Source organism: Brevundimonas sp. SH203, from assembly GCF_002157625.1.
Classification (GTDB): domain Bacteria; phylum Pseudomonadota; class Alphaproteobacteria; order Caulobacterales; family Caulobacteraceae; genus Brevundimonas.
This window is the reverse complement of sequence record NZ_BDMM01000002.1, coordinates 436,668-448,082: the sequence shown is the minus strand read 5'-3', so window position 1 is coordinate 448,082 and position 11,415 is coordinate 436,668. Positions and strand designations below refer to the sequence as shown.

The 11,415-nt window shown below is 67.9% G+C and carries 12 protein-coding genes and 2 tRNA genes; 10 read left to right on the top strand and 4 right to left on the bottom strand.

What is annotated here, in order from left to right; all coding sequences use genetic code 11:
- Window positions 1-12: 12 nt before the first annotated feature.
- Window positions 13-642, bottom strand: coding sequence for a protein-L-isoaspartate O-methyltransferase (locus SH203_RS06180; RefSeq protein WP_087119970.1), 630 nt, complete (start codon window positions 640-642; stop codon window positions 13-15).
- A 134-nt stretch (window positions 643-776) separates the two neighbouring features.
- Between SH203_RS06180 and SH203_RS06175 the strand changes: the two genes are divergently transcribed.
- Window positions 777-850, top strand: a tRNA-Cys gene (locus SH203_RS06175).
- A gap of 47 nt (window positions 851-897) precedes the next feature.
- Here the strand turns inward: SH203_RS06175 and SH203_RS06170 are convergent.
- Window positions 898-1,722, bottom strand: a complete 825-nt coding sequence (locus SH203_RS06170) for an RNA methyltransferase (RefSeq protein ID WP_087119969.1) — start codon at window positions 1,720-1,722, stop codon at window positions 898-900.
- A gap of 49 nt (window positions 1,723-1,771) precedes the next feature.
- Between SH203_RS06170 and SH203_RS06165 the strand changes: the two genes are divergently transcribed.
- From SH203_RS06165 to mnhG, 7 genes are all read left to right on the top strand, one after another.
- Window positions 1,772-1,846 (top strand) — tRNA-Asn (locus SH203_RS06165).
- 275 nt (window positions 1,847-2,121) lie between these two features.
- Window positions 2,122-5,040, top strand: coding sequence for a monovalent cation/H+ antiporter subunit A (locus SH203_RS06160; protein ID WP_087119968.1), 2,919 nt, complete (start codon window positions 2,122-2,124; stop codon window positions 5,038-5,040).
- A complete protein-coding gene (locus tag SH203_RS06155; RefSeq protein WP_087120192.1) occupies window positions 5,040-5,381 on the top strand; it encodes a Na+/H+ antiporter subunit C in 342 nt (113 codons plus the stop codon). Before SH203_RS06160 ends, SH203_RS06155 begins: the two co-directional genes overlap by 1 nt.
- Window positions 5,378-6,973: a monovalent cation/H+ antiporter subunit D gene (locus tag SH203_RS06150; protein ID WP_087119967.1), complete on the top strand. Its 1,596-nt coding sequence runs from the start codon at window positions 5,378-5,380 to the stop codon at window positions 6,971-6,973. Before SH203_RS06155 ends, SH203_RS06150 begins: the two co-directional genes overlap by 4 nt.
- Window positions 6,970-7,458, top strand: a complete 489-nt coding sequence (locus SH203_RS06145; protein WP_087119966.1) for a Na+/H+ antiporter subunit E — start codon at window positions 6,970-6,972, stop codon at window positions 7,456-7,458. Before SH203_RS06150 ends, SH203_RS06145 begins: the two co-directional genes overlap by 4 nt.
- Window positions 7,455-7,736, top strand: a complete 282-nt coding sequence (locus SH203_RS06140) for a K+/H+ antiporter subunit F (protein WP_087119965.1) — start codon at window positions 7,455-7,457, stop codon at window positions 7,734-7,736. Before SH203_RS06145 ends, SH203_RS06140 begins: the two co-directional genes overlap by 4 nt.
- On the top strand, window positions 7,733-8,092 hold the full coding sequence (mnhG, locus tag SH203_RS06135) for a monovalent cation/H(+) antiporter subunit G (RefSeq protein ID WP_087119964.1): 360 nt from the start codon (window positions 7,733-7,735) through the stop codon (window positions 8,090-8,092). The genes SH203_RS06140 and mnhG overlap by 4 nt, the downstream gene beginning before the upstream one ends.
- Window positions 8,093-8,159: 67 nt before the next feature.
- Here the strand turns inward: mnhG and SH203_RS06130 are convergent, their stop codons facing one another.
- Window positions 8,160-8,909 carry a hypothetical protein gene (locus tag SH203_RS06130; RefSeq protein WP_087119963.1) on the bottom strand — a complete coding sequence of 250 codons (750 nt, stop codon included), beginning with the start codon at window positions 8,907-8,909 and terminating at the stop codon, window positions 8,160-8,162.
- A 111-nt stretch (window positions 8,910-9,020) separates the two neighbouring features.
- On the opposite strand from SH203_RS06130, the gene SH203_RS06125 reads away from it, so the two are divergent.
- Both SH203_RS06125 and SH203_RS06120 read left to right on the top strand, forming a co-directional pair.
- A complete protein-coding gene (locus tag SH203_RS06125; protein ID WP_087119962.1) occupies window positions 9,021-9,626 on the top strand; it encodes a TIGR00730 family Rossman fold protein in 606 nt (201 codons plus the stop codon).
- Between the two features lie 104 nt (window positions 9,627-9,730).
- Window positions 9,731-10,024: a hypothetical protein gene (locus SH203_RS06120; protein ID WP_087119961.1), complete on the top strand. Its 294-nt coding sequence runs from the start codon at window positions 9,731-9,733 to the stop codon at window positions 10,022-10,024.
- A 22-nt stretch (window positions 10,025-10,046) separates the two neighbouring features.
- Here SH203_RS06120 and gltX read toward each other — a convergent pair whose 3' ends face one another.
- Entirely contained in the window at window positions 10,047-11,381 is a 1,335-nt protein-coding gene (gene gltX / locus SH203_RS06115) for a glutamate--tRNA ligase (protein ID WP_087119960.1), read from the bottom strand.
- Between the last annotated feature and the right edge of the window lie 34 nt (window positions 11,382-11,415).

Here is an 11,415-nt window from a genome sequence, read left to right as displayed (position 1 = left end):
GCGATGGCGCCACTACAGCGCGAAGGTAGGCGCCGGCGTCAACTCGGCAAGGACCGCCGGCGAGGAATCGAACAGTTCGCGGCGCGACAGCCCCTCGGGCGTCTTCACGAACAGGGCCGCCTTGCCGATGGCGCCGCGACGCTCGACCACCACGATGCGCCCGCCGGGACGCAGCGCGGCGCTCCACGATTCGGGCAGGGCCGCGACCCCGCCCTCGGACACGATCAGATCCCAGTTTTCGCCGGCCGGCTGCGAAAGCGGCTGAACCATCGTTGCGACACCCTCTGCGGACAGGGCCTCTCCGACAATGCCGAACACGGCCTCGTCCGATTCCTGGGCCGTGACGGTCAAACCCATCCGGGCCAGAAGGGCGGCGGCGTAGGGGGCGGCGACGGCCAGGGCCTTTCCCCCTTCCCGCGCATCGGCGGCCTGCAACAGCTTGGCCACGTCGCGCGCCGGCATCAGGCGGCGATCCCCGGCGATGGGCAGGGCCTCTTCGGAATAGGCGGCGAAGGCGCGGTCGGGCGCACAGAACTGTTCGCGCGGCACGGCCATCATGGCCAAGTGAATCGCGCGATCCGTCACGTCGTTCACCCGCACCTGCGAGTCGACCATAGCCTTGCGCTCGGCGGTGAAATCCATCTGTGGGCAGCCTTCAACGATAATCCGGGAGGAAAACTCGCGCGCTTATAGGTCCGTGCGTTGCAGCGGACAATCCGATCTGATAGCGAACGCCCCTCGCAATGACCGCCTCCGAGAAATCGGGGATCAAAAGCGGCCTGATGGCGGAGTGGTGACGCAGAGGACTGCAAATCCTTGCACCCGGGTTCGATTCCCGGTCAGGCCTCCATTGCGACGATACGGACGAAGGCCGCCCCCAGGGGCGGCCTTTTCGTTTCAGGCCTCCAGAACCGTCGTGGTCAGATGATGCAGGGCGACCGCGCTGGTCGCCGCGACGTTCAGCGAATCGAATCCCCCCGCCATGGCGATGCCGATGGGGCGACAGCGGTCGATGACCGCCTGCGGCAGGCCCGGCCCCTCCGACCCCAGCACCACCGCGACCGGCCCCTTGCGTCGATAATCCGCCAGACGCTGGCCCGCCGAAGGGGTCAGGGCCAGGACCTCGACACGCGCCCGGGTCAAGGCGTCCAGAATGTCGGACGAAGGGGCGACGGCGAACGGCGTGCGCAACACCGCCCCGACCGAAACCCGGATGGCCTTGCGATAGAAGGGATCGCAGCAGGTCGAATCCAGCAGCACGGCCCTGGCCCCGAAGGCGGCGGCGTTGCGGAACAGACCGCCCATATTGTCGTGATTGCCGATTCCGCTGGCGACGACGAAGACATCGTCCGCCGCCACGTCCGCCAGCAGGGCCTGCAACGGCGGCGGCGCGGGCTTTTCGCCCAGGGCCAGAATGCCCCGGTGCAGTTCGAACCCGGCGATCCGATCCAGCACCGCCTGACGCGCGACATAGACCGGCGCGTCCGCCGGCAGCGCCCGGATGACGTCGTCCAAGGCGGCCACGCGCTTTTCCGCCAGCAGCAGCGACAGGGGTCGACAGCGCGAGGCGCCGGACGCCAGACCGCGCACCACCACCTCCCCTTCCGCGATGAACAGGCCCTGGCGCCCCGTCAGATCGCGCTCGCGAATGTCGCGATAGGCGGCGACGCGCGGGTCCTCGGGGTCTTCGACAATTATCGGCTCGATGGTTCGATTTCCCATTGCAAGATCGGAACACCCGCTGCTATAGGCCCGCCTCCCGAGCAGATGTTCCGCAGTAGCTCAGTGGTAGAGCAGCCGACTGTTAATCGGCTGGTCGTAGGTTCGAATCCTACCTGCGGAGCCACTCTGGTGTAAAGGTCGTCAGGCGTGGTCGCCGGGACCAGACATTCAAAAGTTCGTTTCAGTATTCGCCACTTCACTTGTGAAGATCGCCCGACGAATCCGGTTCATCGATTCGCGATGGCGTGTTCAGCGCGTCTCTGACCTTGAAAACCGCCAACCAGCCGCGCCCTGGTGTCGCTTTGACGCCCCGCTTTCCAGTCCGTAGGTGAGAACCATGGCGAACCTTGAGCGTTCGCCAAAGCCACCCGCGATCATTCGGAGAGACGCGCCGCCTCGATGTCCATCAGCTTTCTCCTTCTGATCATCCTGATTTTGCCCTTCATGGGCGCGATCGCGGCGGCCGGTCTGCCGCGTCACGCCCGAACGGCCGCCGCCATCCTGTCGTGGATCGTGGCCCTGATCAGCCTGGGGTGTCTGGCGGCGCTGTGGCCGATGTTCCAGGACGGCGAGACGCTGAAGTTCGAAATCCCCTGGCTGCCGTCGCTGGGGGTCAATCTTGCGCTGCGGCTGGACGGGCTTTCCTGGCTGTTCAGCGCCCTGATCCTGGGCATCGGCGCCTTGGTGGTGCTGTACGCCCGCTATTATATGTCGCCGAAAGACCCGGTGCCGCGCTTCTTCTCCTTCCTGTTGGCCTTCATGGGGGCGATGCAGGGGGTGGTGCTGTCGGGCAACCTGATTCAGCTGGTGGTCTTCTGGGAGCTGACCAGCCTCTTCTCCTTCCTGCTGATCGGCTACTGGCACCAGAATCCGGCCGCGCGCGAAGGCTCGCGCATGGCCCTGACCGTCACAGCGACGGGCGGGATCGCGCTGCTGGTCGGGATGATCCTGATCGGACGGATCGTCGGCAGCTACGATCTGGATGTCGTTCTGGCGTCGCGAAAGGCGATCCAAGACAGCCCGCTCTATCTGCCCGCCCTGCTGCTGTTGCTGGCGGGGGCGATGACCAAGAGCGCCCAGTTCCCCTTCCACTTCTGGCTGCCCCGCGCCATGGCCGCGCCCACGCCGGTCAGCGCCTATCTGCATTCGGCGACCATGGTGAAGGCGGGCGTCTTCCTGCTGATCCGGTTCTGGCCGGTCTTTGCGGGGACCGAGAGCTGGTATCTGATCGTCGGGGGCATGGGTCTGGCCACCCTGCTGCTCGGCGCCTGGTGCGCCATCTTCCAGCACGATCTGAAGGGTCTTCTGGCCTATTCGACCATCAGCCATCTGGGATTGATCGTGCTGCTGCTGGGGCTGGGCAGTCCGCTGGGCTGTATCGCCGCCATCTTCCACACGGTGAACCACGCCACCTTCAAGGCGTCGCTTTTCATGGCCGCCGGCATCATCGACCACGAGGCCGGCACGCGGGATATGCGAAAGCTGAGCGGCCTGTTCCGCTTCATGCCCTTCACCGCCACCCTGGCCATGGTGGCGGCGGCGGCGATGGCGGGCGTGCCCCTGCTGAACGGCTTCCTGTCCAAGGAGATGTTCCTGGCCGAGGCCGTGGCCAGCGTGAACACCCACGGGCTGAACCTGCTGCTGCCCGCCTTGGCCACCCTGGCCAGCGCCTTCAGCGTCCTGTATTCGCTGCGCTTCATCCACACGACCTTCTTCGGCCCGCCGCCGACCGAGCTGGATCGCACGCCGCACGAGCCGCCGGCCTGGATGCGGCGGCCGGTCGAGGTGCTGGTGGGTCTGTGTCTGGTCGTCGGCGTCTTCCCGGCCGTGACCGTGGGGCCGTTCCTGAAAAGCGCCGCCGTCTCGGTGCTGGGCTTCAACCTGCCCTATTACAGCCTGGCCCTGTGGCACGGGTTCAACCTGCCGCTGGTGCTGAGCCTGATCGCCCTGGGCGGCGGCGTGGCGCTTTACGTCGCCTTCGGCTCACGCATCAACGCCAATCCGCGCGGCGGGCCGTGGGGCTGGAAACGTCTGAACGGCGGCTGGCTGTTCGAGAAGACCATGACGGGCCTGTTCAAGGGGTCGGACGCCCTGGTTCGCCTGTTCGGGGCGACGCGCCAGCAGCCGCAGCTGCGCGCCATCGTCCTGGTCGCCCTGCTGGCGGGCGGGCTGGCCGCGACAGGCGGCGGGCTGGTCGTCCAGCCGATCCTGCCGACGCCGAGCCTGGCCGACTGGGCCTTCGCCGGTCTGTGGCTGATCGGCGCGGGCTGCGCGGTCGCGGCGGCGTGGCAGGCGAAATACCACCGGCTGGCCGCCGTGGTGCTGATGGGCGGGGCGGGCCTGGCCAGTTGCCTGTCCTTCGTCTGGCTGTCGGCGCCGGATCTGGCCGTGACCCAGTTGCTGGTCGAGGTGGTGACGACCGTTCTGCTGCTGCTGGGTCTGCGCTGGCTGCCCAAACGGCTGGAGTTCATCCGCCTGCCCCCGGCCATGGAGAAACGGTCCCGCGTCCGTCGCCGCATCGACCTGATCATCGCCGCCGCCGTCGGGACCGCTCTGGCCGCCATCGCCTACGCCGTCATGACGCGGCCGTCGGTCGAGGGCATTTCCCGTTTCTTCGTCGAACACGCCTATAAGGACGCGGGCGGGCGCAACATCGTCAACGTCATTCTGGTCGACTTCCGCGCCTTCGACACCTTCGGAGAGATCACGGTGCTGGGCGTCGTCGGCCTGACCGTCTTCGCCCTGTTGCGCCGGTTCCGGCCCGCCGACGACACCCTGTCGGGGCCCAAACAGCAGCGGGTTCAGAACGCCTCGGATCGCGCGCACGAGAGCCGGTCGGAAGGCGATACGCTGAAGGAGACCATGCTGATCCCCCGCGTGGTCATGCGCTGGCTGTTTCCCTTCATCATCCTGTTGGCCGTGCATCTGTTCCTGCGCGGGCATGACCTGCCGGGCGGCGGGTTCGCGGCGGGCGTCGCGCTGTCGATCGCCTTCGTGCTGCAGTATATGGCGTCGGGCGCGCGTTGGGTGGAGGAGCGGCTGGCGATCCGGCCCATCGTCTGGATCGGCGCCGGTCTGGTGATCGCGGCGCTCAGCGGCGTCGGCTCATGGCTGTTCGGCTATCCGTTCCTGACCTCGTGGTTCCAGTACGCCGATCTGCCGATCCTGGGCCGCGTGCCGCTGGCCAGCGCGGTTCTGTTCGACCTGGGCGTCGTGGTGCTGGTGGTCGGCGCCACGGTCCTGACGCTGGTGGCCCTGGCGCACCAGTCGCTGCGAAAACCCAAACAGAGGGACGCCGAGGAAGGAGAGCCGTCATGATGGAGCTGGTTCTGGCCCTGGCCATCGGCGTTCTGGCCGCCTCCGGCGTCTGGCTGCTGCTGCGACCGCGCACCTTCCAGGTCATCATGGGGCTGTCGCTGCTGTCCTATGCGGTCAACATCTTCATCTTCGCCATGGGCCGGCTGAAGTCGGGCGCCCCGCCGGTGCTGGCGGGCGGCGTGTCCGACCCGGCGCGTTACACCGACCCGACGCCCCAGGCCCTGGTCCTGACCGCCATCGTCATCAGCTTCGCCCTGACGGCCCTGTTCCTGGTGGTCATCCTGGCGGCGCGCGGCATCACCGGCAGCGACCATGTCGACGGCAAGGAGCCGGACGCATGACCGACTGGCACGCCCATCTGATCATCGGCCCCATCGTCCTGCCCATGATCATCGCTTCGGCCATGCTGCTGGTGGACGAGCGCCGGCGCATCCTGAAGGCGTCGCTCAGCCTTGCGGCCATGGCGGCCATACTGATCATGGCCCTGATTCTGCTGCACGAAAGCGCGAACGGCGCGGTCGGGGGCGGCGACACCGCGCGGGTCTATCGGTTGGGGTCGTGGGCCGCGCCCTATGGCATCGTGCTGGTCGCCGACCGGCTGTCGACGATGATGGTGGCCCTGACCAGCGTTCTGGGCGGGTGCGCCCTGATCTTCGCCCTGGCGCGATGGGATCGGGCCGGCCCGCGCTTTCACGCCCTGTTCCTGCTGCTGATCATGGGGGTGAACGGCGCGCTTCTGACCGGCGACCTGTTCAATCTGTTCGTCTTCTTCGAGGTAATGCTGGCCGCGTCGTATGGCCTGGCCCTGCATGGATCGGGCGAGGCCAGGGTGCGGGCGGGCGTCATCTACATCGCCGTCAACCTGACCGCCTCCCTGCTGTTCCTGATCGGCGTCAGCCTGATCTATGGCGTGACCGGCACCTTGAACATGGCCGATCTGGCGCTGCGCGTGCCGGCCGTCGCGGCGGGCGACCTGGGCCTGTTCCACATCGGGGCGGCGGTGCTGGGCACGGCCTTTCTGATCAAGTGCGCCATGTGGCCGGTGGGCTTCTGGCTGACTTCGACCTATTCGGCGGCCAGCGCGCCCTCGGCGGCCGTTTTCGCCATCCTGTCCAAGGTCGGGGTCTATGTGGTCATCCGCCTCAGCCTGCTGCTGTTCGGCGCGGAGGCCGGCGCCTCGGCCGGGTTCGGCCTGTCCTGGCTGATGGTCGGCGGCCTGGCGACCATCGCCTTCGGCACCTTCGGCCTGATCGCCTCGCGCGACCTGTCACGCGCAGCGGGGTTCGGGGTGATGATCTCGTCGGGGACCGTGCTGTCCATCCTGGGCGTCGGGGATACGGCGGCCCTCAGCGGCGCGCTGTTCTATCTGATCGGGTCCACCCTGGCCTGCGCGGCCCTGTTCCTACTGGCCGAAATCCTTCAACGCGGGCGCGAGGCGGATGTGGGAGAGGCGCGGGCCGTCTTCGACGACGAATATCGCGACCCGTTCGACGACGACGAACGCAACGAGCCCGGCCTGATCATTCCGGCGGCCGTGGCGGCCCTGGGCGGCGCCTTTCTGATCTGCACACTGATGGTGGCGGGTATGCCGCCCCTGGCCGGCTTCGTCGGCAAGTTGTCGATGATCGACGCCCTGATCAGGGGCGGCGGGCCGACGCAGTGGATGCTGGTGGCGGTGCTGTCGGCATCCAGCCTGGGCGTCCTGATCGGCCTGACGCGGCTGGGCGTCGGCGCCATCTGGACACGGGACGACGATGCGCCGGCCTTCGTGGTCGGGGCGGCCGAGATCACGGCAGTCGCGGGCCTGCTCGGCGCCTGCGTCCTTCTGGCCGTCTTCGCTGGTTCGGGCCTGATCTACACCGACCACACCGCCGCCTGGCTGGCCGAACCCCAAGGCTATATCCAAGCGGTTCTGGGCGGAGGCGGCCGATGAGACGCCTCGTGCCCTACCCCGTCCTGTCGCTGGGCCTGTTTGGGGCCTCCCTCCTGCTCAGCGCCTCGGTCGCGCCTCCCTCGCTGCTCCTGGCCCTGCTGCTGGCCCTGCTGGCGCCGATCATCATGCTGGCGCTAGGCGTGGATCGCGTGCGGCTGAACTCGCCCAAGGCCCTGGTCAGCCTCGCCGTCGATGTCGTCGCCGACGTGGTGCGGTCCAACTGGGCGGTGTCCCAGATCATCCTGGGACGTCGGCGGCATGAGCGCACGTCCGGCTTCATCCACGTCCCGCTGGATCTGAGGGACCGATACGGGCTGGCGGTCCTTGCCATCATCATCACCTCGACGCCCGGAACCCTGTGGGTCGAATACGAGTCCGCGACCGGGAGCCTGCTGCTGCACGTCCTCGATCTGGTCGACGAGGAGACCTGGGTGCGGACGATCAAGGACCGCTACGAGCGCCGGCTGATGGAGATTTTCGAATGACAGCGGCGGTGCTGACCTGGGGGCTGGGTCTGGCCCAGCTGATGCTGATCTGCGCCATGGGTCTGGCGGCGTGGCGGATCATCCACGGCCCGCGCGCCCAGGATCGCGTCCTGGGCATGGACACCCTGTATCTGAACGGGATGCTGCTGATCGTGGTGTTCGGCATCCGCACCAACAGCCAGCTCTATTTCGAGGCCGCCCTGGTGATCGGCATGCTGGGGTTCGCCGCCACCGTGGCCCTGGCCAAATTCCTGATGCGCGGCGAGGTGATCGAATGACCCAGGCCGACGTTCCCGCATGGGCCGCCTTTGTCGTCGTCGGTCTGGCCATCGCCGGCTCGACCCTGTCGCTGCTGGGCGCGGTCGGACTGACACGGCTGAAGACCTTTTACGAGCGCGTCCACGCCGCAACCCTGGGGGCGACCCTGGGCATGGCCCTGATTCTGCTGGCGTCCATCGTCTGGTTCACCACGGTCGAGCGGCGATTCATGCCGCGCGAAATCCTGATCGGCCTGTTCCTGACGGTGACGACGCCGGTGACGCTGATCCTTCTGGCGCGCGCCGCCCTGTTCCGGGACCGCACGGAAAAGGCCGAAGCGGACAAAAAAGAGCCCGACAGAGAGCTGCCGGGCTGACTACAGGTTCGGTGATGGCGCCCCTGAGGGCTGGCCTCATTCGTTAACCGAATTGGTTTCCGATGCCTTAACGCGCGACGCGATCCGGCAGCCAGGCGCTCTGATGACCGCCCGGTGCGACGGGCCAGATGATCCGCCATCCCTGCCCCGCGCGGGCGATGGAGAAGCCGCCGCCGTCCGCATCGCCCGGATAGGCGAAGCTCTGACCGTCGACTGCGACGCCGACCGCACCGCTGCGCCCGACCATGGCCCGCCACTGGCCGCGCGCGGCCTGAACCACATTGGCTTGCACGCCGCCGATCATCACCACGGGCGGTTTGGACCCGGCCGGGCCGGAAGCGATCAGGGTCGATCCGTCCGAATCGACCGCGTTCAACACGCCCGATCCATCCAGACGGAGGGTCGGCTGGCCGGCGGCGATCAGGGCGACCGGCCCCGCCCCGCCCTGAATGACCACCAGAGTCTCGGGCGAGACGGCGGCGTCCTCGCCCACCTGAACCTCGGGTGTCAGGCGCACATCGCCATGCAGCGGCGGCAGCCTGAGTTCGAACCGGCCCGCCCCGTCCGCATTGACCGCCACCGCCGCCACGTCCGGCGCCCGCAGAACCACGCGGGCGTTGGGATCGGCCGCGCCGCGCACGACCAGCACCGCGCCGTCGCGCGTCACGCCGTCGATCATCGGCGGCCGCACCCAAGACGAGGCCTTTTGCGCCCCGGACGGCCCGACCGCGCCGCCCTCGCCCCGCGAACAGGCCGAAAGCGTGACGCCGGGCGCCAGAAGGGCCGCGACGATCGTTACGCTGATCCGACGTTTCATCCTTGGCCTCGACGATATAGGACTGGCGACCCAGCGGCTCGCGCTGGTGTTAGCGCGAGCGCCGCCGGTTTGGCCATAAGCCAGGCCGGCATTCGTTTTGTTCGAGGCCCCATGTCCCTGCCCCCCGTTTCTTTCCAGCCCTTCGACGGCTCCTCCGTCTGCCTGTTCTGCGGCGCCTCCGAGACCGCCGATCCCGCCTATACCGAGGCGGCCTACGCTTTCGGTCGCGCGACGGCCCAGGCGGGCTGGCGGCTGGTCTATGGCGGCGGCGGCGTTGGGCTGATGGGCGCCTCGGCGCGCGGCGCGCACGAGGCGGGCGGCCGGGTCGTCGGCATCATGCCGGCCTTCCTGCGCAGCCGCGAGCGCCTGTTCGACGAGGTCGAGACGGTCGTCGTCACCTCCATGCACGAGCGCAAACAGCTGATGTACGATCAGTCCGACGCCTTCGTGGTCGCCCCCGGCGGCATCGGCACCCTGGAAGAGGTGGTCGAACTGCTGTCGTGGAAGCGGCTGGACCTGCACCACAAGCCGGTCGTCTTCCTGAACCTAAACGGCTTCTGGGACGGCTTCTTCGCCCTGATGCGCCACAGCGTTGACGAGGGCATGACCCCCCCGTCCTTCCTGGACGCCTGGACCGTCGCCGATACGGTGGAAGAGGCGCTGGCCCTGATCCAGTCGCCCGACGCCGCGCCGGCGCAGAAACATGATCTGAGATAAGTGATCACCGCTTACATTCGCATCACTACGTATTGACAGTTTTTATCAGAAACTGACATTGGGGCGCAGCGGCACGACGCCGTTCTTCTTATCGGAGAGTTTTCATGCGCGCCCTGTTCGCCGCCGCCGTTCTTTTCGCCGCCGCTCCCGCCATGGCCCAGGCGCCGGCCGCCACCAGCCTGACCCTGGCGGACGCCGCCAAGGCGCCCGCGCGCGCCACCATCATCGACGGCGCCCGCTGGTCCTGCGAAGGCGCGACCTGCACCGCCTCGGGCGGCACGCAACAGCCCGCGACGCGCGCCTGCCGCCGCGTGGTCCAGAAGTTCGGTCCCGTGACCGCCTTCTCCTACAAGGGCGTCGCCCTCAGCGCCGAAGAACTGGCCGTCTGCAACGGCTGACGCCGGGACGGTTCGAGGCGGTTCAGGCCGCCTCGCCTCTCAGGCGCCGCTGGATGGTCTCACGGCCGATCAGCGGCGCCAGGGCCGCCATGTCCGGCCCGTGCGCCTGACCCGTCAGCGCCAGACGCAGCGGCATGAACAGCGCCTTGCCCTTGGCGCCCGTCTCGGTCTTCACCGCATTGGTCCAGGTCGACCAGGCCGTCTCGTCGATCACATCCGGCAGAAGGCCGGCGGCCGCGTCGATGAAGCCCGCGTCCTCGATCACCGGCTGGATCGGCCCCTGCACGATCTTCGCCATTTCAACGACATCGCCGAACTTGTTCAGGTTGCCGCGCACCACCGACCAGAAGGTCTCGCCAAGGTCCGCGCCCAGCGCCTGAAGCCGGGGCCTGGCCGTGTCGTAGTCCATGACGTGCAGGGCCTGGGCGTTCAGCCGGTCCAGATCCGCCGTGTCGTAGCGCGCCGGCGAACGGCCCATCTTGGAGAAGGCGAAGCCGGCGCCCAACGCCGCGATGGACTCGCCGACTTCCAGCGGATCGGACGTGCCGATCCGGCCCAGGTGGCTGGTGATGGCGATGGGCTCATAGCCCTGTTCGCGCATGTCGCTGATCGACAGCGAGCCGAGGCGTTTCGACAGGGCCGCGCCGTCCGCGCCGACCAGCAGCGGCATATGGGCGAAACCGGGAACGGCCGCACCCAGCGCCTCGAAAATCTCGATCTGGGCGCCGGTGTTCGTGACGTGATCCTCGCCCCGGATGATATGGGTGATGGCCATGTCGATGTCGTCGACCACCGACGGCAGGGTGTAGAGGAAAAGCCCGTCCTCGCGGATCAGCACCGGGTCGGACATGGAGGCGGTGTCCACCTCGGCATGACCGCGCGCCAAGTCTTCCCAGGCGACGCGCTTGCCTTCCAGCTTGAAGCGCCAGTGCGGACGGCGGCCCTCGGCTTCGTAGCCGGCCTTCTGTTCGTCGGTCAGGTCCAGCGCGGCGCGGTCGTAGATCGGCGGCAGGCCGCGCGACAGTTGCACCTTGCGGCGACGATCCAGTTCGTCCGCCGTCTCATAGGCGGGATACAGCCGGCCCGAGGCCTTCAGCCGTTCCGCCGCCTCTTCATAGCGGTCGAACCGCTTGGACTGGTTGTAGCGTTCGTCCCAGACCATGCCCAACCAGGTCAGATCGTCCTCGATCCCCTGTTCGAACTCCGGCGTCGAACGGGCCAGGTCGGTGTCGTCGATGCGCAGCACGAACGATCCGCCCTGCCCCTTGGCGAACAGCCAGTTCACCAGGGCGGTGCGGACATTGCCGACGTGCAGCTTACCCGTGGGCGACGGGGCGAAACGAACCTTGACGGACATGGGGGATCAACGACCTCGAAAGCGAGGCGGCTAG

Coding starts and splice junctions, on each gene's coding strand:
- SH203_RS06140 (WP_087119965.1), top strand. CDS start 7,455: ATGACAGCGGCGGTGCTGACCTGGGGGCTGGGTCTGGCCCAGCTGATG.
- mnhG (WP_087119964.1), top strand. CDS start 7,733: ATGACCCAGGCCGACGTTCCCGCATGGGCCGCCTTTGTCGTCGTCGGT.
- SH203_RS06120 (WP_087119961.1), top strand. CDS start 9,731: ATGCGCGCCCTGTTCGCCGCCGCCGTTCTTTTCGCCGCCGCTCCCGCC.
- SH203_RS06180 (WP_087119970.1), bottom strand. CDS start 642: ATGGATTTCACCGCCGAGCGCAAGGCTATGGTCGACTCGCAGGTGCGG.
- SH203_RS06130 (WP_087119963.1), bottom strand. CDS start 8,909: ATGAAACGTCGGATCAGCGTAACGATCGTCGCGGCCCTTCTGGCGCCC.
- SH203_RS06125 (WP_087119962.1), top strand. CDS start 9,021: ATGTCCCTGCCCCCCGTTTCTTTCCAGCCCTTCGACGGCTCCTCCGTC.
- SH203_RS06170 (WP_087119969.1), bottom strand. CDS start 1,722: ATGGGAAATCGAACCATCGAGCCGATAATTGTCGAAGACCCCGAGGAC.
- SH203_RS06160 (WP_087119968.1), top strand. CDS start 2,122: ATGTCCATCAGCTTTCTCCTTCTGATCATCCTGATTTTGCCCTTCATG.
- SH203_RS06150 (WP_087119967.1), top strand. CDS start 5,378: ATGACCGACTGGCACGCCCATCTGATCATCGGCCCCATCGTCCTGCCC.
- gltX (WP_087119960.1), bottom strand. CDS start 11,381: ATGTCCGTCAAGGTTCGTTTCGCCCCGTCGCCCACGGGTAAGCTGCAC.
- SH203_RS06145 (WP_087119966.1), top strand. CDS start 6,970: ATGAGACGCCTCGTGCCCTACCCCGTCCTGTCGCTGGGCCTGTTTGGG.
- SH203_RS06155 (WP_087120192.1), top strand. CDS start 5,040: ATGGAGCTGGTTCTGGCCCTGGCCATCGGCGTTCTGGCCGCCTCCGGC.